This is a genomic window from Rhodosalinus halophilus, assembly GCF_003298775.1.
Taxonomy (GTDB): Bacteria; Pseudomonadota; Alphaproteobacteria; order Rhodobacterales; family Rhodobacteraceae; genus Rhodosalinus; species Rhodosalinus halophilus.
Genome location: NZ_QNTQ01000014.1, coordinates 1 through 23571, shown reverse-complemented (window position 1 = coordinate 23571; position 23571 = coordinate 1). Strand labels below are relative to the sequence as shown.

Below are 23571 nucleotides of genomic sequence, written 5' to 3'. Positions count from 1 at the left end.
GCTCTGCGGAGACCGGGATGATGCATGCGAGAGAACTCCAGCTTCGCCCTGCCAGACGCGTCTCGCGGCAGGCGAGGGCTTGGCCGGCCTGGCGCAGCGGAGGCCCGGGGCGGGATGCGCAAGCAGCACCCGTCCGGATGCCGGGCGGCGGCGTCTTTCGCCGCTGAGCCGCCCAAGCTCGCACGCTCGATCCCCGAGGCCCGCGGCGCGGCAAGCCGCCGGGCCGCCAAGGCGCACCGTCCGGATCGGGCCGCCAAGGCGTGCCCAGAGACCTTTGGGATCGGGGGCGATTCGTGGTAATTTGTTACCACCATCGCGGCCTCGGAGGATAGATATGCGCACCCCTGTTGTGGGCTTGGCAGCCCTCCTGGCCTTGGCCGCACCGGCGCCTCCGGTGGTCGCCGACGACCTCGGGCGAACCATCCTGCAACTCGGCATCGAGGCGATGCGCCTCGAACAGCAGCGCCTCCAGCGCCAGCGCCAACAGGCGCCGCGGCAGGCGGCCCCGGCGCCGCAAGCGAGCGGGCCGACGGCCGCCGAGCGGGCCGAGCAGCGCGCCCGAACGCGGGAGATCCAGTCCGCGCTGAACGCGCTCGGCTATGACGCCGGGCCGGTCGACGGCATCACCGGGCCCCGCACCCGCGCGGCGATCCGCGCGTTCGAGGCCGACGCGGGGCTTCCGGTCGACGGCCAGGCCGACGCCACGATGCTTGGCACGCTGCGCGCGACACGCCAACGGTCGGCGACCGCCGCGCCCGCCCCGTCAACCGGGGCAGGCGCGGCAGGCGGGGCGCAGGGTCAGGCTGTCGGAGGCTCCTCGACGCCCGGAGTCGTCGCTGCGCAGGGCGCGGCCGCAGACGGAACCGCGCCGCTCGCGCCCGGCGGCGCCGGCGTCGAACGCCGCGGCCGCCTTGTCTTCGTGGACGGGCACCTCGCGGTCGCCAGGACGCGGAACGTCGCGTTGCCGGAGGCGGCGGGCGGGAACCTTGACCGGGCGGTTCTCAACATGATCGTGCCGCTGCTCGAGCCCGGCCAGCCGCCGCTGGCCCCTCTGAGCTTTCTCGAGTCCGCCGGGGCCAGCCCGGCCGGTCTGCTCGACGAAGCGACGGACCGGCGCGTGCGGGAGGAAGCGCTCCAGCGCCCGCTGCAGCCGATGGACATGCTGCTGCACTTGGGCGGCGACCCCTTCGTGGAGCGCCGCGCCGGCCGCGCGATCCGCGCCGCCCTGCCAGGCCAGTTTCCCGGCGGCCTGCCCGAACCGCTGCCGCTGCGCGTCTATTGCAACGCTGCGCTCGATGCCTACGACTTCGAGCGCGGCGGCTTCCCGCTGAAGCTCGACGGGGATTGCCGTCAGCCCTCGGCGTCATGGGCCGAACGGGTTCTGCCGGGCCTGGAGGTGCAGCCCGTCTTCGCGCCGTTGCCGCCCGCGGCCGAGGGTTGGCCGCGTTTCCTGCCGATGCCGGCCGCGGAGGCCGAAGCCTTCGTCGCCGCGACGCCCTCGCGCCGCCTGCTGTTCTCCTACGCGACGGATCTGTCGCTCGAAACCCGGGAGATCGCGGCCGGGATGGTCGCAACCTTCTCGTTCTCGCGGCCGCACGACATCGTGATCCACGAGGGTGCTTCGCCGACCGAGGTGGTCTATCGCCACCAGGGGACGCCCCGCGTGCGGGCGGCCGGCAGCGCTGACGCCGGCCCATGGTCCCCGAGCGAGCCGGCCGACGTCGCGGCGATGCTCGACCGCGCCGGAGCGCCGCGCGCCCTGCCCGCGGACGGCCGCCCGCTCGTGTGGACCGACTCGCCGGCGGCGGGGCGTCTCGAGCTCTCCTCGCGGAGCGGGCGGGAGACCGCGCAGGGCGGCATGACCTTTTCTTTCTTCGCGGGCAACTACGACCGCGCGGGGGCGATGCGGCTCGCCACGGCGCTCGCAATTCCGGCGGAGAACGTCGTCGCGCTGGCAACGCGTAGCGACGCCGTCGCCGGCGTCTATCTCCTGCTCCCCGCCTCGGCCGGCGGCTATGCGGTGGCTGCGCCGCCGGATCGCTACGGACGACGCGCCCTGTCCGCGCGCGTCGGCGTCGAGGTCACCGGGCTTCATGCCTTCGCCACCCAGGACGGGCCGCCGCTCCTCGTCATATCCGCGCGCCCGCGCGAGGCGGCCATCACCGAGCCGGGCGGCGGCACGGTGCTGGAACGCTTCGCCTTCGAGGATCCGCCCGCGGCGCCGGAGTACGACGTGCTGACGCCGAGGCCGAGGGCCACGCTGGTCCACGCGATAGCGCGGGCCTACGGCCTCGATCCGGAGCCGGTCATCGCGGGGTACCTCTCATATCCGGCCGGGGCGGACGAGATCGCCCGCCACGCCCAGTTGCAGGATGTCCTGTCCGCGGCGAACGCGCAATCCTTCGACGGCGCGCCCGATTACTGGCTGACCGGCACAGTCCGGCTCGGCGACTACGATCCCGCCACGCAGTCCTTCTCTGTCTCCGGCCTTGCGCTCGCCACGCCCGACATGATGCGCGCCCCAGAGATCGCGCCGCGCGCATTGCGCACCGAGGTGAGGAACGCCGAGGCCCTGGAGGTGCGGCTCCCGGCGGCGGAGCTCGACGCATTCCGGGCGCGGACCGCGGGCGAACGCAGCCTGCCCGTGCGCCTGAAGGTGCGTCCGCGGCTCGCGCAGGTGACGAGTTATGGCGACTTGCGCGTGCATGCCGTGGCGCTCTCGGGCGAGATCCTGGAGCCCGGCGCGGTCCCGACGGTCGTGGACCCGGCGCGGGTCCTCTACCGCTTTCCCCTCGACGGCGCGGCGGCCGCCGCGGAGCCCACGTTTCGGCGCAGCCGCGCCGAGGCGGAGGCGTTTCTCGCCGACGCCCTGAGCGGCGACGGCCTCGCGCTGCTCCGGCGGCCGGGCACCGAGGAGCCCTCCACCGTGCTGAGCGACAGCGTCCAGACGCGCCGTTACAGCAATATCGTCCGGAGCGAGGGTCTGGCGATGCCGGAGGACCTTCGCTCGCCGGGGGCGGTCGCGCTCGCCGAGGCGTTTCGTCGGGAGCCGGGCGCGGCGATCCTGCTGGACCTTGACCAATGGCGCGCGCGCGAGCGGACCGGACTGCCGCGCCCCGAGATCCACGCCACGCTGGTCACGCTCGCCACGGAACACCCGCTCGAGGTGACGGCCTTTCCGCCGCCGCGGGAAGCCGCCGCCGTCGCCGAGGCTGCCGCACTCGTCCCCGAGGGCGCACGCTTCGTGATGCTGCGCCGGGCCGACGACGCCGCGCCGGTCGCCACCGCCTACACGCCGGACACGGGAAGCGGCTTCTTCTACCACTCGCAGCTCCGCGAAGCGCAGGACCGGCCATACAACTGGGAGAAGCTCGGGCGCGAAGTGCCCCCCTTGCCGGTGCCGGCGCAGGCGACCGCCGTGCCGCTCCGCCAGATGCCGCAGCTGCTGCGTGAGGGCACCGGCGTCGCACTCGTCCTGCGGGCCGAGGACGTGGCGAAGGTCTATCCCGAGGTCGCAGGGCTGGCGCTCCGCGCGCGCGTGTTCCCGCCCGAGGAAATCCGTCTGGGTATACCGAAGGATCACCGCGAACAGGCGTCCGATTTCGCGCTGCTGGGTGTCGCGGGCGGGATGGCGCGCGAGGCGGCGGTCGCGGCGCTCGGCGCGGCCTTCGGCGCCGATGCGGTCCACGAGACGGAGGCCGGGCGCATTGCCGCGGGCGATCCGGGCTGCAAGGCCGACGCGCCGCCCGAGCCCGCCCGCGCCGAAGAGGCTGGCATCCGCTGCATGGTCGTCACCTTCCGCGACGGCGAGGTCGCGCAGGCGGCGCTGCGACAGGTCATTCCGGGCGACATGACGGAGGCGGTGCTCGCCGCGCTGGCGGAGCGTTACGGCAGAGGGCCGTTCACGCGGGGGCTGCGCCATCTGGACGGCGGCGGGCAGAGGGTGCTGCACGGCTGGGGTGAGGCGCTGGAGACCGGGCGCGACGCGCTCGGGCGGGTCGAAAGCCGGCTTCCCCCCGCAACCCTGGAGGCCGTGGTCTGGCATGACGAGGGGCTGACGACCGTCGCCGTCCGGCTCGACTCCCTGGCGCCAGCGGCCGAGACGTCCTCCGAGAGCGCGCCGGTCATCGAGTTCTGACGCGCGCGCCGCCCCCGGGGGTTGGCGCCCAGAGGGCGGCGGGGAAGTCATCCCGTGAATTCACAGGGGTCGGTCACCTGATGAGCAGCCCCGTTCCGCCGCGCTACAAGACGAAGTGTGGCCCGGCTTGCAGCGAGGCGCAGAGGCAACATCGCTGCCTGACCATCCGGTTCGCCCCAAAGATGGCGTACAAGACCGAACGCGACTCCGATCCTGCACGCCCCCGGACACGCAATGCTCCACCCCGTCAGCGCCGGGGCGGCCTCGGACGCGCCTCGAGGGCGCCTGTCTCGCCGCCCCTCGTCAGTCGGCGTCCGGGGCTTCTCCGGGCCCCGTGTCGGGGCGCGTGGCGCGGTAGAAACCGTCGGCATTGGGCATTTCGATCTCCGCGAAGGTCGCGGCGTCCATCTCGGTGCCTTTGTCGAGGATGCCGGCGCGGCCGAGGATGTAGGCGCTGATCGCATAGACCTCGTCCGGCGTGAGCGAGCCCGGCGCGTTGAAGGGCATCGCGCGCTGGGTGTAGTCGAAGAGCGTCGAGGCATGGGGCCAGTAGCTCTCCACCGTCTTAACGGGCGCGTCGGTGTCGAGCGTGCCGCGTCCGCCGATGAGCGCGACGCCGCCGGTTCCTTCCACGCCCTGCAGATCCGCGCCGTGGCAGGCGACGCAGTGGGTCGCGTAGAGCTCCTCTCCCTCGGCGAAGGTGCCGCCGCCCTCCGGCGCGCCGTGGCCGTCGGGCATCACGTCGATGTCGACGGCGGCGATCTCCTCTCCGCTCGCGCGCCGGCCTAGGCCGAAGCGGAAGGCGGCGGGGTCGATCTCCGCCCCCTCTTCGGCACTCGACCGCGGGACCGTTTCCGGTGCGCGTTCCCCGGTCCCTTCGAGACGCTGGGGAAGCTCGGCCGCCTGGCGCGGGACTTGCGCGTCATCCGCTTGCTGGGCGTGGCTTGCGAGGGCGAAAGCCGCCCCCGTGGCCGCCAAAATCGAGACGTTACGCATGGACATTGGTCACCTCCCCGTCGCCGGCCACCCGCCAGCTCTGGATCGCGTTCAGATGGTAGACGCTGTCGGTGCCCCGCACCGCCACCAACTCCTCGAGCGTCGGTTGCACGTAGCCGGTCTCGTCCGTCACGCGGCTCTGGAGCACCGCCTCCTCGCCGTTCCAGACCCAGGGCAGGCGGAACCGCGTGTGGCACTTGTCGAGCACCGGCCCCTCGAGCGCGGCCTCTTCCCAGGTCTCGCCGCCGTCGGCGGAGACCTCGACCTTCGCCACCTTGCCGCGTCCCGACCAGGCGAGACCGGTGATCTCGTAGTAGCCCGGCCGTGGCAGGCGCATGGCGCCCGAGGGGAAGGTGATGACCGATTTCGCGTCCATCACGAAGGTGAACTGCCGCGCCCGGCCGTCGGGCATCAGGTCGGTGTATTTCGAGGTCTCCTCGCGCGTCATGTAGGGCGTGTCGCTGACCTCGAGCCGGCGGAGCCACTTGATCTGCATGTTGCCCTCGAAGCCGGGCAGCAGAAGGCGCAGGGGATAGCCCTGCTCTGGGCGGAGCGCCTCGCCGTTCTGCGCGTAGGCGAGGATCGCGTCGTCCATTACCTTCCCGACCGGCACCGATCGGGTCATCACCGCCGCGTCGGCGCCCTCGGCGAGGATCCAGGCGGCGCCGTCCCTGAGCCCTGCCATCTCCAGCAGGGTCGAGAGCTTCACCCCCGTCCATTCGGATGTCGAGGTCAGTCCATGCGTGCCCTGGACGGTCCTGAGCGTCGGCTCCTCCCATTCGGTCAGCGTGTTGCCCGAACACTCGATGAAATGCATGCGGCTGACCGCGGGCAGGCGCATCAGGTCGTCCATCGTGAAGCGCAGGGGCTCCTCGACCATGCCGTGAAGGATCAGGCTGTGCGCGCGCGGGTCGATCGTGGGGATGCCGGCGTGGTGGCGCTCGAAATGCAGCCCCGAGGGCGTGACGATGCCGTGGCCCGAAGCGAGCGGGGTCATCGACCAGCTCGTGTGCGCGGTGGCGGTGGGATAACGCCAGCGCACCTCGCTCTCGAACTGCGAGCGGGATCCGTAGCCGTTTTCGGAGAGCACGGGCTGGCCCTGCACGCGCGTCGGATCCTCTGGCACGGGCTCCAGCGCGGCGCCCGGGGGCGCCTCCTGCGCCCGGCCCGCCGCGGCCGCGATCATCGCACCGCCGAGGGACGCCCCGCCCGCAAGGAGGCTGCGGCGGCTGAGGCCCGGAAACATGCCCTCCTTGCAGGCGCAGGTCTCCTCGGTCGGCGGATCGAGCGCCTGGGCCTCGAGCTCGACGAGGGCCTCGGCCATCCGGCGCTCCGCCACGCCATAGCGCGGGGATGCGAAGCGGTCCTTTTTCATGTGAATGTCTCCTCCAGCCACGTGCGCCGGGCAGGGGCGCGCATGCGCGGATGTCCCTGCCGATGCAGAAGGGGAAACGATTGAGCGGGACAAGCGTTCCCGAGCCAGTCCCATCAATATTTGCAAAAATGAACTTTCGAAAGTTTGGATTTCCCGAACCGTGACAGCGTTTCATCCTTTCGTCCATCGAAGTGCCGTAGGGGCAACGCCCCTCTCTGGCCCGAGACAGACGTGACAGGATTTTGGGAGACGCAGAGATGAAGACGACCGCTGCAAGCCTCTGCCTGGGAGTGCTGGTGACGATGGCCCAAGGCGCGCACGCGGCAGAGGATTATCCCTCGAAGCCCGTCGAGTTCATCGTACCGTGGCCGCCGGGGGGAGAGGAAGACGTTCTGACGCGGATGATCGCGGAGCAGTTCCAGAAGATGAACGGGGTGCCCGCCGCCGTGGTCAACAAGCCCGGCGGCGGGGGCGGCCCGTTTCCGGGAGCGGTCGAGGTCGCGATGGCGCCGGCGGACGGCTATACGGTCGGTTCCTTCGTGCTGGGCGTGCCCGTCGTCGGACCGCAGCTCGGCATCCCTCAGCTCGATCCCGATCCGTTCGTGCCTGTCGGCATCTTCCTCACCTATCCGTTCGTGATCGCCACAAGCAGCGATGCGCCATATGATTCCATGGAGGAGTTGGCCGAGTATGCCCGGACCAACGATGTGACGCTCGGACACTTCGGCGCCGCTCTGGTGCCGACCCGTGTGACGCTGGATCTCGCCGAGGAGATGAGTTTCGAGTTCGCGAGCGACGCGGCATTCGACAACGTGGACTGCAATACCCTGGCGTCCGGCGATGCCGATGTGGTCAATTCCGTCGTCTCGCTGATCGCGCCCTGCATGGAGGACGTGAAGGTTCTGGCGACCGTGACCGAGAAGCGCCTCGGGTTGCTTCCCGATGTTCCGACGGTCGCGGAAATCGCACCTTCGCTAGACATCGTGCTTTGGAACGGGCTTTTCGTGCGCGAGGGCACGCCGGACAGCGCCATTGCGAAGATCGAGGCGGCCGCGCGAGCGGCGATCGAGAGCCCCGAAGCGCAAGACTACGCTGCCGGGAACGGCGCGGAACTCTACTGGAAGGACCGCGCCGCGGCCGAGCGACAGATCCGCGACGACATCGAGGCCTTCGGACAACTCGGCGACTGAAGAGCGCGGGGGCGATGGCTCTTTCCGGCGGGGCAGGCGTCTGAGCTCAGGTGATGCCGTGTGCGAGCAGAAGGTCGCCGATGAATGTGTCGACCACATTGTTCCCCCGCCCGCCACGTCGCGTGATGAGCGAGAAATCGAGATCCTGTCCGAAGGCGTCTGGCAAGACCGGAACGATCAGGCGACGGCTCGCCCAGGTTTCGGCGAAGTGTGACGGCAGATAGGCCGCATACTGCCCCGACAGAACGAGCAATGCCGCCGCGTCCATGCTCTCGGTGTGGGCGTTGGTGCGAACCGACGCCTCGACACCGGGCAACATCCGCGACAGCGTCGCACCTGCATCGACGAGGGCGGTGTCGCAAAGGAGTTCGCGAGCCTCGGCCTCGTCCTTCGCGCCGGCGAGCGGATGATCGCGGGAACAGTAGAGATCCACGCGTTCTCGGAAAACCTGGACATAGTCCAGACCGGGCGTGCGTTTGGGAAAGAATCCTATGGAAAGATCGTATCGCCCCTCGAGCGTCCGCGCTTCCTGTGCTGCGGATCCTGCCTCTTCGATGCGAAACGTGACAGCATTGTCTCGTCGCTGGAACCGGCGGACCGCATCGGCCATGTGGAAATCCGGGTTCGTTGCGACGTTGGGCTGCATCCCGATCTTGATCTCGCCCACGAGCCGATCCCGGATCGCCGCGACACTCAGATTGAAGTTGCCAAATGCACTCAGAAGATCCTGCGCAGCGTCGTAGACGGCGCGCCCCTGCTCCGTAAGCCGGAAACCGGCACGCCCGCGATGGCACAGGGTCGCGCCGAGTTGCGCCTCGAGCTCCTTCATCTGCAGGCTGATCGTCGCCGCCGAAGTGCCGAGCACGCTCTGAGCCGCTGAAAAGCCGCCTTGTTCGACAACCGTTACGAAGATCTTGAGCTTGCGGATGGATGTTTCGTGCAGGCTAAGCATGAGCCACCGTATACGACAATACTTTCAAAAGTTTGCTTCCATTATTTTGGATACTACGAGGGCAACACGACAGGTATCAAGCTTCGCAGAGCCCGGGCGAAGCGAAGGAGGACAGGATGCCGGACAGGCTTGCGCGGCTTCGGGAGTTGTCGGAGAAGACCGATCTGAATGATCGCACACTCGCCGAACATCTGCGGAACAGCGGCGCAGAGCGAAGCCATGTGGCGCCTTATGCAGGTCTTTGCACCTTACTGAAGGCCGACCTCCGCCAGCCCGGGGAGCCTTTGGATATCGCTCTTGTCGGGGTTCCCTTCGATCTGGGTGTGACGAACCGGCCCGGCGCGCGCTTCGGCCCTCAGCAGGTGCGCGAGCTCTCGGCGATGGCCGCGGGGCCGAAGCATCATGCCACGGGAATCATTCCGGCAGCGATCTCCCGCTTCGCGGACTGTGGCGATGTCCCGATTGCCAGCACCTACGACCTGGAGCGCGCGACCGAGGAAATCGAGACCTATTTCCAGGCGCTAGCCGATCAGGGACTCGTGCCCTTGAGCGTCGGCGGGGACCACTCGATCAGTTATCCGATCCTGAAGGCCGTCGGCCGGGACGCGCCGGTCGGCCTTGTCCATATCGACGCCCATGCCGATACCGGCGGCCCGTTCAACGGATCGCGCTTCCACCATGGTGGCCCGTTCCGGAATGCCGCGCTGTCGGGCGTTCTGGACCCCGAGCGGACCGTCCAGATCGGCATCCGCGGACGCGCGGAACCCCACTGGGATTTCTCCTACGACAGCGGGATGCGCGTGATCCACATCGAGGAGTTCCAGGCGCTCGGATGTGACGCCGTGCTGCACGAGGTCCGCTCTATCGTGGGCGACGGACCGACCTATGTTTCCTTCGATGTGGACAGCATCGATCCCGCCTTCACCCCAGGGACCGGAACGCCCGAAGTCGGGGGCTTCACCCCGCGCGAAGTCCAGACCCTTCTGCGCGGCCTTCGCGGCTTGAATCTCGTCGGCGGCGATGTCGTGGAAGTCTCGCCGCCCTTTGATCGGTCTGGCAATACCGCGCTGGTCGCCGCGACGATGCTCTGGGAGATCCTCTGCCTGCTGGCGGAAGCACATTCGCTTCGGCAACGGGGCTGATCAGCACTGCGAGCCGCGGTGTTTCTCCGCGGACGATCCCGGCTCGCATTGCGCCCCACCGGCGTCTGGAACGCCGCAAAAGGCCTGGGCCAAGGCTGACGCTGGTGGCACCAGAAAGACATTGGAGCAGCCGAACCTCATGGTCACGCCCGCGCCACCGCCGTTATCGGCTTTCACGCGAGCGCACCGTCGCCGGCCATATCCCTTCGCTTGCGAGCCGAAGCGCTGTCGCCCTGGCGAGATCGAGCACTGCCGCCCGTGCGGGATCGCTGGGGCGGCGCCTCGATTCGCACAGACATGCCAGCCGTTCGATCGGGGGATCGATGATCTCGGACGTGGCAAGCCGCCCGGCCCTCACCTCGTCCTGTGCCGCGGCACGGGACACGATCGTGTAACAGATGCCTTCCCCGGCCATGCGCATCAGGGCCGAGGGCGCGTTGAGCTCGAAGCGCGTGTTCAACGCGATCCCTGCATCGTTCGACCAACGGTCGAGAAGTAGCCTCAGACCGTGGGGCAGCGGAGTCAGGACAAGCGGCAAGTCGCGCAGCTCCCGTGCGGCGACTGTCGGGCCGAGAGTCGCCATGTCCCGAGGGTGACCGACCAGGTGCAGCCGCTCCGTCGCCGGGGGTTCGGCGGAATAGTCTTCCGTCCCGGAGACGTTGAAGAGCACCGCGATGTCCATCCTGCCTTCGCGCAGCCGGTCGGCGGGGGTAGCGATCAGTCCGGCCCATCCTGCCGAGGGTGAACAAACGTGCTCCCGGCTCGCCATCTCACAAACATGCGCCTGTCCTTCGGTGCCCGGCTGCACGAAGGCCCGGATCAGGTTTGTCGCCATACTCGGAATGGTCGGCCTTCCCTCGTCATACCAGCGGCAAACACACTCATGCCTGCCGCTCCGACTCATATACGTGCCAAGTCTCGCTCTTGATCAGAACAGGACATTGTAGCTGCCATTACCCGAGCCCCCACCGATAATACTTTGCCCCATACCGCTAAGCGCGATCAGCAGCAGCGCTGTCGATGCACATACCCGCCCGGCGAATCGTTGACTTGTCACGTTTATCTTGTCTACCGTTGCGCCATGACGTCGAAACACGAGACCACGGCGGGCAAGGCCGCAGAGGAAAGGGAAGCGCCGAGCGCGCTTTCGCGCTTCTTCACCTACCGCATCTCGTTGCTGAGCAGGCTGCTCGCGACCGAGGGAGGGCGGCGCTACACGAAGAAATTCAATCTGACGATGCCGCAGTGGCGCGTGGTCTCGACGCTGGGGCATTTCCGCGAACTGCCGGTGACGGGCATCGCGGAGCGCGTCTTCATGGATCGGGCGCAGGTGAGCCGCACCATCGAGAGTCTGGTCGAGCGCGGGCTCGTCCGCATGCGCCCCAACATCGAGGATCGGCGCAGCACGCTTTTCAGTCTCAGCCATGCCGGCGAGGATCTCTACGCAGCGGCGCTGCCGGCTGCGATGGAACGCCAGGAAGAGTTGATGAGCGGCTTCTCTCCGGACGAGATCGACGTCTTCGACCGGATGCTCGACGAGTTGCTGCGGAGGGTCCGCGCGCAGCTCGAGGAGGGGCGGGAATGAGCGGCATGCGCAACCTGGTCGTTGTCGTCTCGGACGAGCACCGCGCCTCGCACATGGGCGCCTACGGCAATCGACATGTCCGCACCCCCAACCTGGACCGCATCGCTGCGCAGGGCCGGCGCTATCGCTGTGCCGTGACGCCAAGTCCGATCTGCGTGCCGGCGCGCGCGGCGATGGCGACCGGCCTCTATCCGCACCGGACCGGCTACTGGGACAACGCCATGGCCTACGACGGCCGCGTGCCGAGCTGGGGTCATGCGCTGCGGGCCGCCGGCGTGCAGGTGGAATCGATCGGCAAGCTGCACTACTGCGACGCGGAAGCGGATACCGGCTTTGCGCGGCAGCATCTGCCCATGCATGTCACGGGCGGCACTGGAATGATCTGGGGGTCGGTCCGCGATCCGCTGCCCGAACTTCCACGCCGCGATCGGCCCCGCATGATCGGCGACTACGTCGGGCCCGGAGAGACGGACTATTCCCGCTACGACGCAGCCGTGACCGAACGGACGGAAGCGTGGCTGCATGCGCGTCATCCCGAGGACGCGCCCTGGGTGCTCTTCGTGGGGCTCGTCAGTCCGCATTTCCCGCTGGTCGCCCCCGAGCGTTTTGCTGCGCTCTACCCGCCGGGCAGCCTCCCGGCGCCGGCGCTCCGGCCGGAAGCGGGCTATCGGCGGCATCCCTGGGTTCAGGCGATGCATGATTTCCACCCGCATGACGCGGACTTCCGCGATGCGGGAGAGCGGGCGGAAGCCGTGCGCATGTATCATGCGCTCTGCTCCTACCTCGACGAGAACGTGGGCCGCATACATCGGGCGCTGCACGAGGCAGGGCTGGGGGAGACCACCGGCTTCGTCTACACCAGCGACCACGGGGACAACCTGGGCGACCGCGGGCTTTGGGGAAAGTCGACGCTCTACGACGGCTCGGTCGCGGTGCCCTTCGTGATGACGGGTCCGGGGGTCACGCCTGGCCGGGTCGAGGACGGCCCGGTCAGCCTGATCGACCTTTATCCGACCATCCTCGACGTCGCGGGCGTCACGCCGCCCGCCGACCGTGCAGGCCTCTCGCTTCTGCCTGACAATGCCGTGCCACGCGACCGCGTCGTCTTCAGCGAATACCACGCGGTCGGCGCGGTCTCGGGCGCCTTCATGATCCGCAAGGGCCGGTGGAAATACAACCACTACGTCGGCTTCCCCCCAGAGCTTTTCGACATGCAGACCGATCCGGGTGAAACCCGCGATCTCGCCGCCGATCCGGCCCGCGCTGGGACGATTGCGGAGTTGCACGCCGAACTCCTCGCAATCTGCGACCCAGAGGATGTCGATGCGCGCGCCAAGGCCGATCAGGCCGCGCTGATCGAGCGGCACGGCGGCCGTGAGGCGGCCCTGGGCCTCGGCAACACCGGCGCGACGCCGACGCCGCTTGGAGGTGGGCAATGAGCGACGCCGCCCCCTCAGAGATGCCGATGGTCGGTCACGGAGCTATGCCATGAGCATTGCCTCGGTTCTCGTGCCCTATCGCGGCGGCGCATCTTCGGACGCCGCGCTCGGTCTTGCGCTCGCCCTGTGCCGGCGGCACGGCGCGCGGCTGACGGGCCTTTTGGCGCATGGCCGGTCCGACGCATCGCGGCACTTTCCGGCCTGGCTGTCGCAGTCGGCACGCAAGACCCTGATCGAGGCGATCGCGACGCGCGGGCAGGAGATCGCGGCGCGTTTCGCGCGGCGCGTCGAGGCCTGCGAAGACATTGCGTGCGAGTGGATCGAAGCGGAGGGGGATCCGAACCGGCTTGCCGGCGGGCTTGCTCGATACTTCGATATCACGGTCCTCGGGGTGGAGGAGCACGAGCCCCTTCAGGAGCTCGCGCTCGATGGCGGGATGCTCGCGCTCGCGAGCGGGCGACCGCTGATCGTCGTGCCGCCGAGTGACGGCATGCCCTCCCGGCATGATCTCGGCCGCCCCGCGCTTGTCGCCTGGGACGGTGGGCGCGCGGCGGCGCGCGCGCTTCGCGATGCCCTGCCGCTGCTGCGCGACAGCGCGCGCGCAGATGTTCTCACGATCGTCACGGGACGGAACGTGGCGCCGGCCAACGAAAGCGTCAGCGCCGTCGGTTACCTCGCCCGGCACGGAATAGAGGCGCGCCAGCATGACCGGGAAGCGGGCCGTGCGCCCGTGGCGACGCAGATCCTGCACGCGGCGGAGGAGTTCGGAGCCGGCTACGTGGTCATGGGCGCCTTCCAGCATCCGAAGCTGGCCGAGGAACTGCTGGGCGGCGTCACCGAACGAATTCTGCGCGAGACGCGGTTGCCGGTGCTGATGTCGCACTGACCAACCGTCCGGCGCGGCTGTTCCAAGAAACATAACAAGACTGAAACCGACAGAGAGGAGAAATCACCATGAGACTTCGCAGCGGCATTGCCCAAGCGATCGCGGCGGCGACACTTCTGGCCGGCACCGTCGCGCAGGCGGACTGGGCGCCCGACGGACCGATCAAGTTCGTTTCGGGCTTCGGCACCGGCGGCAGCGTGGACGCGCTGGCCCGCAAGGTGGCCGAGCACATCGAGGACAAGCGCGGCTGGGACGTGGTGGTCGAGAACCGGCCGGGCGGCGGGGGAGTCGCGATGTTCTCGCAGCTCGCGCACATGGACCCGGACGGGCAGACCATCGGGATCGGCGTGACCTTTCCCATCATGATGAATCTCGTCGTCCGTGGCGACAAGCTTCCGTTCGACAACGACAGCTTCGACTATCTCGGCACGGTCGCGGTCGCGCCGCTTTCGATCGTCGCGCGGGCCGACGCGCCGTTCGATACCTTCCCGGAGCTGCTCGACCATGCCCGCGAGACCGACGGCGCCACTCTCGCGACCGGCGGGCCGGCGCAGGAAATGGTCGTGGCGGCGGTGGAGGCACAGAGCCCGACCGGTCTCAAGTCCGTCCCCCACAAGAGCGGCGCGGCATCGCTTCAGAGCATCCTTGGCGGGCATGTCGACGCCGGATTCTCCGGGGGCGCGCACGTTCAGTATGTGGAGGCCGGCGACATGAAGGTGATCGCCAGCGCCACCAAGGAACGGGATCCCACGAACCCGGACCGGATGACGCTGGTGGAGCATGGCTATCCCTACTGGATCGATGCCTATTTCCATGTCGCGGCGCCGGCGGGTCTGCCCGAAGACGCGCGGTCCGCGCTCGAGCAGGCGCTCGACGAGGCGGTATCCTCGGAGGAGGTCGCGGGGCTGATCCGCGGCATGTCCCAGCGGCCGGTCAACGTGGGCGGCGAGGCCACGGCCGCGATGATGCGCGAGGGGACCGAGTCGGTTCTGAACCTCGTCGAAGCCTCCGGCCGCGGCAAGAAGTAGGCCTTCGCGGGCCGGCGCCCTCGTCGGCCCGCGTCCGGACCGGAGGGCGCGTCATGGTGGTGATCGAGAGGCTCACGACGCTCGGCCTGCTGCTCGCCGGGCTCGCGGTCTACCGGGTCGCGATACCGACTCAGGTCGAGGATATCGACTACGGAACGCTGAACCCGCGCACGATCCCCCAGATCGCTGCGCTGGCCATCGTCACGCTGGCCGCCGTGCAGCTGCTGCTTCCGGCTGCGAGACCCGTGGACGCGCCTTCGCCGCGCGGTTTGGTGCGGGCGCTCGCCGTCTTCGTCACCGTCACGCTGGCGGTTCTGGCACTGCCGCGCGTCGGCTTCCTCCCCGTATCGGCGGGGCTGGCGCTGGCGCTTTGCCTTTTCATGGGCGAGCGCCGGCTGCCCTGGCTGATCCTGAGCGTCGCCGTGATCCCGCCGGGACTATGGCTGGTGGTCACACGGCTGCTCGACCGATCGTTGCCCTAGGACGCAGGCCATGATCGATCTCGCCACCGTTGTCGCAGGATTCGGCGACGTCTTCGCTCCGACAAATCTGCTGTTCATCGCCTGTGGCGTCCTGCTGGGCCAGTTCGTGGGCGCCATGCCCGGGATCGGGCCGGTCATCACCATGGCGATCGCCATCCCGTTCACCTTCGTGATGCAGCCGCTTGCCGCGATCGGGTTCCTGGTCGGGATCAACAAGGGCGGTTCGGTGGGTGGTGCGATCCCGGCGATCCTGATCAACACCCCGGGCACGCCTGATGCCGCCGCCACGGCTCTCGACGGCTACCCGATGACGAAACAGGGCAAGCCGCTGAAGGCGCTGCGCATGGCGCTCTATTCCTCCATCACCGGCGACACCTTCAGCGACATCGTGCTGATCACCGTGGCTGTCCCGCTCGCCGCGGTCGCCCTGAAAATGGGGCCGGTGGAGATCTTCGCCCTGATGATCTTCGCCTTCTCCGTGATCGCCGGCCTGCTCGGGGACTCGGTGACCAAGGGGCTGATTGCGGTTGCGCTCGGGATACTGCTCGCATCGGTCGGGGCCGACCCCGAACATGCCTCGCCCCGGCTCATCTTCGGCGAGTTCGAGCTTTTCGACGGCCTGCCGGTGGCCTCTGTGGCGATCGGGGCACTGGCCGTCTCCGAGATCTTCCGCCGCGTGGCGGAGACCCGGACGGGAGGCCGCCCCACCGTGCATTTCGACCCCAAGCAGCCGGCCGAAGACAGGCGCGTGTCCTGGGCCGAATACTGGTCGTGCCGCTTCGCGCTGATGCGCGGTGCGCTCTTCGGAACGGCGATCGGCGCGATCCCAGGGGCAGGCTCCACCGCGGCCGCCTTTCTCAGCTATGCCTCCGCCAAACAGGCCGCCGAGAACCCGGAGAGCTTCGGCAAGGGCAACATCAAGGGCGTGGCGGCCACGGAATCCGCCAACAGCGCAGTGGCCGGCGCCGATTTCATCCCGCTGCTCACGCTCGGTCTGCCGGGCAGCGCCTCGTCGGCGCTGCTCATCGGGGCGTTCATCATCCAGGGCATTCAGCCCGGTCCGTTGCTCTTCGAGGAGCAGGGCCGGCTGATCTACGGCCTGTTCGGCGCGATGATCCTTGCGAACATGCTCAATTTCGGAATCGGCCTCTTCGGCCTGCGTCTCTGGGCGCGGATCATCACCGCGCCGGCCGCGCTGATCTATGCGACGGCGATGATCCTTTGCCTCGTCGGGGCCTATCTCGCGGCAGGCGGGATGATCGGGATCCATGTCATGCTTGGCGCGGCGCTTCTGGGGTACGCGATGCGCAGCCTGGGCTACCCGGTCGTCGTCTTCATCATCGCCTTCTTTCTCGGTCCGCGCTTCGAGCTTTCGCTGGCGCAGACGCTCATACTCACGGATGGCGATCCGCGCGCCTTCGTCGGGCACCCCGTCGCGCTGGCGTTGTTCGTCCTGACCCTGCTCGTGATCTGGTGGATGGGCATAGAGGTGCCGCGACGCGCCCGTCGCCGTGCAGCCCGGAACAGGACGTCCTCACCCTCATGACCGCACGCAACATCCTTTTCATCATGTGTGACCAGCTCCGGTTCGACTACCTGGGCTGCACGGGTCATCCGACGCTGGAGACGCCAAATATCGACGCGCTCGCGGCGCGCGGGGTGCGCTTCGACCGGGCCTATGTGCAATCCCCGATCTGCGGGCCGAGCCGGATGAGCTTCTATACCGGACGCTACGTCCGCAGCCACGGCTCGACATGGAACGGCTCCCCGCTGCGGGTGGGCGAAATGACGCTGGGCGAACACCTCGCACCGCTCGGCGTCCGATCCGTCCTTTGCGGCAAGACGCATATGGTGGCAGACCGCGCCGGCATGGCGCGGCTGGGCATCGCGCCGGACTCGGTGATCGGCGCCCGCGTCGCGGAATGCGGCTTCGAGGTGTGGGAGCGGTTCGACGGCCTCTACCCGTCGCGAGGGCGGCGTCGGCCGGAGAACTACAACGCGTATCTGCGCGCGCGCGGCTACGACGACGAAAACCCGTGGGAAACATGGGCCAATTCGGCCGAAGGAGATGATGGCGAAGTGCTGTCAGGCTGGCTCCTGGGCCACAACGACCGACCCGCGCGGGTCGCCGAACCCGACAGCGAGACGCCCTGGACCACCTCGCGGGCGATCGAGTTCATCGATGAGACCGAGGGGCCCTGGTGCCTGCACCTGAGCTACATCAAGCCGCACTGGCCCTACGTCGTGCCGGAACCCTACGCCAGCATGTATGGCCCCGAAGACGTCCCGCCCCCTGTTCGAAGCGAGGCTGAACGGCGGGACGCGCATCCCGTGCTCGCCGGCTTCCAGCAGCACCGCGTCTCGAGAGCCTTCAGCGACGAAGCGGTGCGGCGAAAGGTCATTCCGGCTTACATGGGCCTGATCCGGCAGATCGACGACCAGATCGGACGCCTCATGGCACATCTCGACTCGCGGGGGCTGACCGAGGATACGCTGATCGTCTTCACCTCGGACCACGGCGACTATCTGGGCGACCACTGGCTCGGGGAAAAGGAGCTGTTCCACGATGCCTCGGTGCGCATTCCGCTCATTGTCGTCGATCCCGACCGGGCGGCCGACGTCACCCGTGGGACCGTGTCGGAGACTCTGGTGGAGGCGATCGACCTCGTTCCCACCTTCGTCGACTGGTATGAGGGCGAGGTCGCTTCGCACATTCTCGAAGGCCATTCGCTTCTGCCCGCCCTCCGCGGCGCAGACCAGACGCCCCGCGCGGCCGTGTTCAGCGAATACGACTACGCCTTCCGCCTCACGCGCCGGACGCTCGGACAGGAGATCGCCGACAGTCGGCTGATCATGGTGTTCGACGGGCGCTGGAAGATGATCCATGCCGTGGGCTTTCCGCCCATGCTCTACGATCTCGATGCCGATCCTGATGAGCTGCACGACCTTGGCCGCGATCCGGACCATGCGGCGGTGCGGACGCGGCTCTGCGAGCTGCTCCTCGACTGGGCGACCCGGCACCACAACCGCGTCACACGCTCGGACGCCGAGATCGAGGCGGCGTCGACGCGCGAGTTCGACGCCGGCATCTGGATCGGTTTCATCGACGAGGACGACGTCGCGGAGGCGGAGCGCGATGGGCACGGGGGCAACTGAGACATGCGGGCGCCGGGTGCCCGGACTTGTGGAGAAGGAAGGGGAAAGCGCAGACGATGACAGAGGACGATCAATCGACGGACGAAGCGCAGTTCGACTACATCTACCACCTGCGGCTCGACCATTTGCTGAGCACGATGCGGCAGGTCACGCCGCATCCGGAAGAGCATCTCTTCGTGACCGTGCACCATGTGCTCGAGCTCTGGTTCAAGCAGATCATCTTCGACCTCGAGCGGATCATCGCCCTCCTCGACGCGGACGACCTCGCACAGGCGACCTGGCTGATGGGGCGCATAGCCGAGATCCTGAAGCTCGCCGAGGCTCACTGGACCGTGCTCGAGACGATGAGCGCGGCGGATTTCGCCGAATTCCGCGGCCAGCTGACCGGCGCCTCCGGCATGCAGTCGCGTCAGTTCCGGCAGGTCGAGGTCATGATCGGCCTGCACGAAACTGCGGGCGATGACTACGTGCGGCGCACCGAGCGCCTGTGGCCCGGCCTCATTGGCGCGCATCCGCGGACCCTGCGCGGTGCCTTCTTCGAGGCCTTCGCGCGGCATGACGCCACGCTTCTCGACGTCTACCGCGACCGGTGGCGCCGGCACGATCTGTTCAGGCTGGCCGAGACGGCCTTCGAGATCGACCGGCGCTTCCAGTCGTGGCGGCAGAACCACATCCTGATGGTGCGCCGGCAGATCGGTATCCGCGCCAAGGGCACCGGCGGTACCTACTTCCGTGACTATCTCGCAACGACCACCGGCTACGTCTTCTTCCCCGAGCTCTTCGAATTCCGAAACGAGCTCACCGCCGACGCAGGCGGCGAGGTCATGGCGGCGGACGACTGAACATGGCGCGCGTTTCCTTCGACGACATCAGCAGGATCGAGCTCGACCGTCAGCTTTCGCCGAGCCTCTCGGCAAAGGATGCGGAACGCGAGCTGCTTCACAACGAGGCCGAGACGGCGCGGCTTGTCGGAAACGGCCTCCGGCGCATGGTGGACGAGCGTTACGGGAAGCGGCCTCGCGCGCTCTACGACGTGACCGCGCCCGCGGAAGGGACCGCCCTGCCCTGCATCGTCTTCATCCATGGCGGCTTCTGGCAGGAAGGGTCCAAGGCCGGCTCCGGCTTCGCCGCCCGGGCCTTCACCGATGCGGGATGGGCGCATGTCGCCCTCGGCTACTCGCTGGCGCCCGAGGTCCGGCTCGAAGACATCGTGGAGGAGATGGGCACCGCGCTGCGGACCTTGCGAGAGAGGGCCGATGGCTACGGCATCGATCCGGACCGGCTGGTGCTCGTCGGTCACTCGGCCGGGGCGCATCTCGCCGCGGCGGCGGTGTGCGGCCTGGCCGGCGACTTGCCCGGCATACGCGGCATGGTCGGGCTGAGCGGTGTCTATGACCTCGCTCCGATCGCGGGGTCTTATGTCGATGCCGCACTCGGCCTCGACGGCGAGGACATCGACCGGCTGTCGCCGCTCTTGCGCGAACCTGCGCCGGTGGAGCTGCGCCTCGTCGTGGGCGCCGACGAGACAGAGGCGTTTCTGCGTCAGACCACCGGGCTTGCCGACGCCTGGGCAGACGCCTTGCCCGGCCTCACCGTCGAGCGGGTGCCGGGGCGCGATCATTTCGATATCCTTCAGGAGCTTGCTCGGCCTCGCAGCGCGACCTTCCGCCACATTCTCGAGATGGGAGCCTGACATGGCCGATTTCGCCGCGCGCGCCGAAGCACTCGACCGGACCGATCCGCTGGCGGGATTCAGAAGCCGCTTCATCCTGCCCGACGGCGTCATCTATCTTGACGGCAACTCCCTCGGCCTCATGCAGCACTCGGTCGCGAGCCGCCTGGCGCGCACCGCCTCGAAGGAATGGGCCGAGGGAGTGATCCGAAGCTGGGGCGGCGCCGGCTGGTTCGATCTGCCCATGACGGCGGGCGACCGGATTGCGCCGCTGATCGGCGTCGGACGGGGCGAGGTCGCCGTGGGTGACAGCACATCCGCCAATCTCTTCAAATGTCTCGCCGCCGCGCTGCACCTGCGCCCGGGTCGGAGCGTGATCCTTGCCGAAGGCGACAACTTTCCGACCGATACATACATCGCCTCCGGGCTCGCCGGTCTCGTCGAGCGCGCAGAGCTTCGCTTCCTCGAGCCCGGCGAAGCCCTGTCCGACAGGATCGGCGCGGAAACGGCCGTCGTGCTGATGAGCCATGTGGATTATCGCACCGCCGAAATCCGGGACATGGCCGCCGTGAACGCGGCAGCCCATGCCGCCGGGGCACTGGTGCTCTGGGATCTGTCGCACAGCACGGGCGCGGTTCCCGTCGACCTGGTCGCGGCCGACGCCGATATGGCCGTGGGCTGCACTTACAAGTATCTCAATGGCGGTCCGGGCGCGCCGGCCTTCGCGTGGATCCATTCGCGCTTCTATCCCGAGGTCCGTCAGCCCCTGTCGGGCTGGATGGGGCACCTCGCCCCTTTCGGGTTCGAGCGCGACTATGCGGCCGCGCCCGGCGCGCGGCGACTCGTCTGCGGAACGCCCCAGATCCTGAGCCTTGCCGCGCTGGACGAGGCGCTCGCGATCTGGGACGACGTGGATCTCGCGGCGCTGTTCGAAAAAGGCCGGCGCATGACGGCCTTCTTCATCGAGGTGGTAGAGACCGAATGCCGTGACCTGGGCCTGCAACTCGCGGTTCCCCGCGACTGCGATCGTCGGGGCAGTCACGTCTCTTTCCGGCACGCGAGCGGGTTCGAGATCATGCAGGCGCTGGCGTCCGAAGGTGTAATCGGGGACTTCCGCGCGCCCGATACGATGCGCTTCGGCTTCGCTCCCCTCTATCTGACGTTCACCGAAGTGTATCAGGCCGCCGTACGCCTGCGCGATATCCTCGTCGAACGAAGGTGGGATGCGCCGGCGTTCAGAAAGCGCACTGTGGTCACCTGAGCGTGGAACCTGCGCCGGGGCTTCCAGACGGTTCCCCCGCACACGCGGGGATAGACCCATGCGACTTCGCAAGACACCAGCGTTGTTGCTACGTGCCGCCAAACTCGTGCACGCACCCGAAACACATATCCCCTTTTCCGCTTGACCCCCGCAGCCGGCTCGCCTATCTCGCACATCGCTCGTGGCGGAGTAGCTCAGGTGGTTAGAGCAGCGGAATCATAATCCGCGTGTCGGGGGTTCAAGTCCCTCCTCCGCTACCAACTGCCAAAAGGCTGCACAGTGACGGGCACGGGATCTGACGAAGATCTCTTGCAGCGGCTGTCATCCCTGTCCTCGCTCGCCAGGGCCATCCGAAATCTGACGCCGGGCGGCCCACATGGCCGGGTGACCCTGCCCCGTCGTTCGAGCACGATGGGCCTCCGATCCATGGAAGCGTTGCCCTCCGGCGCGGTCGGTCTCCAGGCGTTGTCTGCGGCGCGCACGGTCGGGTCGTCCTGCCACGCCACAGGCAAACCGTCCAGAAGGCTGTCGCGAACGGATGTCCATGCGGCGCTGCAGAAACATCCCCGGCGACAGGATCGTGACAGATGACGGCCAACACGAGGATCCGACAGTGCGAGGGCCCGCATCATGTCTCAAACGCTGTTCGGGGTCTGGGCGCTTCTGCTCGGCATCGTGCTCATCATGCTGGGCAACGGCATGCATTTCACCCTGATCGGCCTGCGCGGCGGGATCGAGGGGTTCTCGGCCGCGGAGCTCGCCGTCGTCACCTCCGGCTATTTCGTGGGCTTCCTGTCGGGCGCGCGCTACACGCCCGTCCTGATCCGGCGGGTGGGGCACGTGCGCGTCTTCGCGGCCCTCGGCAGCTTCATGTCGGCCGGGCTGATCGCCTTTCCGCTGCTGGCAGAGCCCTGGGCCTGGACGGTGCTGCGGCTGTTGATCGGCTTCTGCATGTCGGGCGTCTACGTCGTGGCGGAAAGCTGGCTGAACGACGCCTCCACCAACGAGACGCGCGGCACGGTGCTGTCGGCCTACATGATCGCGCAGACGCTGGGCATCATCGGGGCGCAGGGGCTGCTCACGCTGGGCGACGCGGGCACCTCGGTGCTCTTCATCGGCGCGTCGATCCTCGTGTCGCTGTCCTTCGCACCGATCCTTCTGTCGGCGACGCCGGTGCCCGCGGCAGAGGTCACGCGGCCGATGCCGCTGCGCACGCTCTTCGCAGGCTCGCCGCTGGGCACAGTGGGCATCTTTCTGCTGGGCAGCGTCTACGCCACCCAGTCCGGCATGGGTGCGGTCTTCGGCACGCAGATCGGGCTGTCGGCCGCGCAGATCGCGCTCTTCGTGGCGATGCTCTTCGCCGGCGCGCTGCTCTTGCAATTTCCCATCGGATGGCTCTCGGACCGGATGGACCGGCGCAAGCTTATCTTCGGGTCGGCAGCCCTCGGCGCCGCCTCCTGCGCGGCAGGCTGGGCGACGGGCGGCGATCTCTGGCTGCTGATGGCCGCGGCCTTCCTCGCCGGCGGCGTGACGACGCCGCTCTACGCGCTGCTGCTGGCCTACACCAACGACTACCTCTCGGTCGAGGACATGCCGGCCGCCTCCGGCGGGCTCGTCTTCACCTTCGGACTGGGCGCGATCGCAGGTCCGTTGGCCGCGGGCTGGGCGATGCAGGCGGTCGGACCCTATGGTTTCTGGATCGTGCTGGGCGCCACCTTTCTGCTCATCGCGCTCTACGCGCTCTATCGCATGACGCAGCGCGCGAGCGGGCCTGTCGAAGACACCGAAAGCTACCTGGGCGTACTGCCCACCGCCTCGCCTGTGGCCGTGGAGGCGGCAGGTGTCTGGTCAGCCGAGCAGGCCGAGAGCGGCGACGACCGGCCCGACTGATCCAAGCCCCGTCGCACGCCATGGCGTGACGTCGCACAGGCGCGCGTGTCAGTGATCCAGTGTCCCGACGTGGCAGCGGTCGACGTCCTCTGCGCTGCACTCGCAATGGTCGACACATTGCGCGGCGAAGCGTCAGAGCATAGAAGCGACCCCAAGGGCAGCGGCCGCGCGTGGGCAAGCACGTTGAACCGCGAACATCGGCCCCGCTCCCGTGTCGCATCCGTGTTGCACGGTGGAATCGGGGCTGATCGTAAGCCTTTGGAATCTTTGGGGAGTGTTCGGGAAGGCTCTGCAACACGGAATGGGCGCGCAGTTCGCGCCCCGCCTTGGGCCAAGCCCTTGATATCTTGCAGGAAAGTTTGGTTGCGGGGGTAGGATT

Annotated in this window: 18 protein-coding genes and 1 tRNA gene; 15 read left to right on the top strand and 4 right to left on the bottom strand. The window is 68.3% G+C overall.

The window, feature by feature from the left end; all coding sequences use genetic code 11:
- Positions 1 to 373: 373 nt before the first annotated feature.
- Positions 374 to 4138: a peptidoglycan-binding domain-containing protein gene (locus tag DRV85_RS19405; RefSeq protein ID WP_233495527.1), complete on the top strand. Its 3765-nt coding sequence runs from the start codon at positions 374 to 376 to the stop codon at positions 4136 to 4138.
- Between the two features lie 303 nt (positions 4139 to 4441).
- Here the strand turns inward: DRV85_RS19405 and DRV85_RS14095 are convergent, their stop codons facing one another.
- Together DRV85_RS14095 and soxC are read right to left on the bottom strand one after the other, a co-directional pair.
- A complete protein-coding gene (locus DRV85_RS14095; protein ID WP_199525946.1) occupies positions 4442 to 5140 on the bottom strand; it encodes a c-type cytochrome in 699 nt (232 codons plus the stop codon).
- Entirely contained in the window at positions 5127 to 6509 is a 1383-nt protein-coding gene (gene soxC / locus DRV85_RS14090) for a sulfite dehydrogenase (RefSeq protein ID WP_233495526.1), read from the bottom strand. Before soxC ends, DRV85_RS14095 begins: the two co-directional genes overlap by 14 nt.
- A 257-nt stretch (positions 6510 to 6766) precedes the next feature.
- On the opposite strand from soxC, the gene DRV85_RS14085 reads away from it, so the two are divergent.
- The gene (locus tag DRV85_RS14085; RefSeq protein ID WP_113290120.1) at positions 6767 to 7699 is read left to right on the top strand and encodes a tripartite tricarboxylate transporter substrate binding protein; all 933 of its coding nucleotides are present in this window, start codon (positions 6767 to 6769) and stop codon (positions 7697 to 7699) included.
- Between the two features lie 46 nt (positions 7700 to 7745).
- Here the strand turns inward: DRV85_RS14085 and DRV85_RS14080 are convergent, their stop codons facing one another.
- The gene (locus DRV85_RS14080) at positions 7746 to 8651 is read right to left on the bottom strand and encodes a LysR family transcriptional regulator (protein ID WP_113290119.1); all 906 of its coding nucleotides are present in this window, start codon (positions 8649 to 8651) and stop codon (positions 7746 to 7748) included.
- A 116-nt stretch (positions 8652 to 8767) separates the two neighbouring features.
- Between DRV85_RS14080 and speB the strand changes: the two genes are divergently transcribed.
- Positions 8768 to 9793, top strand: coding sequence for an agmatinase (gene speB / locus DRV85_RS14075; protein WP_113290118.1), 1026 nt, complete (start codon positions 8768 to 8770; stop codon positions 9791 to 9793).
- A gap of 163 nt (positions 9794 to 9956) precedes the next feature.
- Here speB and DRV85_RS14070 read toward each other — a convergent pair whose 3' ends face one another.
- Positions 9957 to 10628, bottom strand: coding sequence for a LysR substrate-binding domain-containing protein (locus DRV85_RS14070; RefSeq protein WP_233495525.1), 672 nt, complete (start codon positions 10626 to 10628; stop codon positions 9957 to 9959).
- A 246-nt stretch (positions 10629 to 10874) separates the two neighbouring features.
- Here DRV85_RS14070 and DRV85_RS14065 point away from each other — a divergent pair, with 246 nt between their 5' ends.
- The 12 genes from DRV85_RS14065 to DRV85_RS14010 all read left to right on the top strand — a co-directional run bounded on the left by DRV85_RS14065 (position 10875) and on the right by DRV85_RS14010 (position 23192).
- On the top strand, positions 10875 to 11378 hold the full coding sequence (locus DRV85_RS14065; RefSeq protein WP_113290116.1) for a MarR family winged helix-turn-helix transcriptional regulator: 504 nt from the start codon (positions 10875 to 10877) through the stop codon (positions 11376 to 11378).
- Complete coding sequence (locus DRV85_RS14060) at positions 11375 to 12817, top strand: sulfatase family protein (protein WP_113290115.1); 1443 nt, start codon at positions 11375 to 11377, stop codon at positions 12815 to 12817. The genes DRV85_RS14065 and DRV85_RS14060 overlap by 4 nt, the downstream gene beginning before the upstream one ends.
- Positions 12807 to 13703, top strand: a complete 897-nt coding sequence (locus DRV85_RS14055) for a universal stress protein (protein ID WP_233495532.1) — start codon at positions 12807 to 12809, stop codon at positions 13701 to 13703. Before DRV85_RS14060 ends, DRV85_RS14055 begins: the two co-directional genes overlap by 11 nt.
- Positions 13704 to 13771: 68 nt before the next feature.
- Positions 13772 to 14731, top strand: coding sequence for a tripartite tricarboxylate transporter substrate binding protein (locus DRV85_RS14050; RefSeq protein WP_113290113.1), 960 nt, complete (start codon positions 13772 to 13774; stop codon positions 14729 to 14731).
- A gap of 53 nt (positions 14732 to 14784) precedes the next feature.
- On the top strand, positions 14785 to 15213 hold the full coding sequence (locus DRV85_RS14045) for a tripartite tricarboxylate transporter TctB family protein (RefSeq protein WP_113290112.1): 429 nt from the start codon (positions 14785 to 14787) through the stop codon (positions 15211 to 15213).
- A gap of 10 nt (positions 15214 to 15223) precedes the next feature.
- Positions 15224 to 16759, top strand: coding sequence for a tripartite tricarboxylate transporter permease (locus DRV85_RS14040; RefSeq protein ID WP_113290111.1), 1536 nt, complete (start codon positions 15224 to 15226; stop codon positions 16757 to 16759).
- A complete protein-coding gene (locus DRV85_RS14035; RefSeq protein WP_113290110.1) occupies positions 16756 to 18369 on the top strand; it encodes an alkaline phosphatase family protein in 1614 nt (537 codons plus the stop codon). The genes DRV85_RS14040 and DRV85_RS14035 overlap by 4 nt, the downstream gene beginning before the upstream one ends.
- Before the next feature lie 56 nt (positions 18370 to 18425).
- The gene (locus DRV85_RS14030) at positions 18426 to 19211 is read left to right on the top strand and encodes a tryptophan 2,3-dioxygenase family protein (RefSeq protein WP_113290109.1); all 786 of its coding nucleotides are present in this window, start codon (positions 18426 to 18428) and stop codon (positions 19209 to 19211) included.
- A 2-nt stretch (positions 19212 to 19213) separates the two neighbouring features.
- Positions 19214 to 20062 (top strand): alpha/beta hydrolase, encoded by an 849-nt coding sequence (locus DRV85_RS14025; protein ID WP_113290108.1) that lies wholly within the window; start codon positions 19214 to 19216, stop codon positions 20060 to 20062.
- A gap of 1 nt (position 20063) precedes the next feature.
- A complete protein-coding gene (gene kynU / locus DRV85_RS14020) occupies positions 20064 to 21302 on the top strand; it encodes a kynureninase (RefSeq protein WP_113290107.1) in 1239 nt (412 codons plus the stop codon).
- Between the two features lie 183 nt (positions 21303 to 21485).
- Positions 21486 to 21562: transfer RNA gene (locus DRV85_RS14015), tRNA-Met, on the top strand.
- Between the two features lie 370 nt (positions 21563 to 21932).
- Entirely contained in the window at positions 21933 to 23192 is a 1260-nt protein-coding gene (locus DRV85_RS14010; protein WP_113290106.1) for an MFS transporter, read from the top strand.
- Positions 23193 to 23571 lie beyond the last annotated feature (379 nt).

What these genes read in the sequence shown, in the direction of transcription:
- DRV85_RS14060 (WP_113290115.1), top strand. Translation starts at nt 11,375, where the DNA reads ATGAGCGGCATGCGCAACCTGGTCGTTGTCGTCTCGGACGAGCACCGC.
- DRV85_RS14035 (WP_113290110.1), top strand. Translation starts at nt 16,756, where the DNA reads ATGACCGCACGCAACATCCTTTTCATCATGTGTGACCAGCTCCGGTTC.
- DRV85_RS14095 (WP_199525946.1), bottom strand. Translation starts at nt 5,140, where the DNA reads ATGTCCATGCGTAACGTCTCGATTTTGGCGGCCACGGGGGCGGCTTTC.
- DRV85_RS14070 (WP_233495525.1), bottom strand. Translation starts at nt 10,628, where the DNA reads ATGGCGACAAACCTGATCCGGGCCTTCGTGCAGCCGGGCACCGAAGGA.
- DRV85_RS14050 (WP_113290113.1), top strand. Translation starts at nt 13,772, where the DNA reads ATGAGACTTCGCAGCGGCATTGCCCAAGCGATCGCGGCGGCGACACTT.
- DRV85_RS14040 (WP_113290111.1), top strand. Translation starts at nt 15,224, where the DNA reads ATGATCGATCTCGCCACCGTTGTCGCAGGATTCGGCGACGTCTTCGCT.
- DRV85_RS14085 (WP_113290120.1), top strand. Translation starts at nt 6,767, where the DNA reads ATGAAGACGACCGCTGCAAGCCTCTGCCTGGGAGTGCTGGTGACGATG.
- DRV85_RS14025 (WP_113290108.1), top strand. Translation starts at nt 19,214, where the DNA reads ATGGCGCGCGTTTCCTTCGACGACATCAGCAGGATCGAGCTCGACCGT.
- kynU (WP_113290107.1), top strand. Translation starts at nt 20,064, where the DNA reads ATGGCCGATTTCGCCGCGCGCGCCGAAGCACTCGACCGGACCGATCCG.
- DRV85_RS14065 (WP_113290116.1), top strand. Translation starts at nt 10,875, where the DNA reads ATGACGTCGAAACACGAGACCACGGCGGGCAAGGCCGCAGAGGAAAGG.
- DRV85_RS14030 (WP_113290109.1), top strand. Translation starts at nt 18,426, where the DNA reads ATGACAGAGGACGATCAATCGACGGACGAAGCGCAGTTCGACTACATC.
- DRV85_RS14045 (WP_113290112.1), top strand. Translation starts at nt 14,785, where the DNA reads ATGGTGGTGATCGAGAGGCTCACGACGCTCGGCCTGCTGCTCGCCGGG.
- DRV85_RS14010 (WP_113290106.1), top strand. Translation starts at nt 21,933, where the DNA reads ATGTCTCAAACGCTGTTCGGGGTCTGGGCGCTTCTGCTCGGCATCGTG.
- soxC (WP_233495526.1), bottom strand. Translation starts at nt 6,509, where the DNA reads ATGAAAAAGGACCGCTTCGCATCCCCGCGCTATGGCGTGGCGGAGCGC.
- speB (WP_113290118.1), top strand. Translation starts at nt 8,768, where the DNA reads ATGCCGGACAGGCTTGCGCGGCTTCGGGAGTTGTCGGAGAAGACCGAT.
- DRV85_RS14080 (WP_113290119.1), bottom strand. Translation starts at nt 8,651, where the DNA reads ATGCTTAGCCTGCACGAAACATCCATCCGCAAGCTCAAGATCTTCGTA.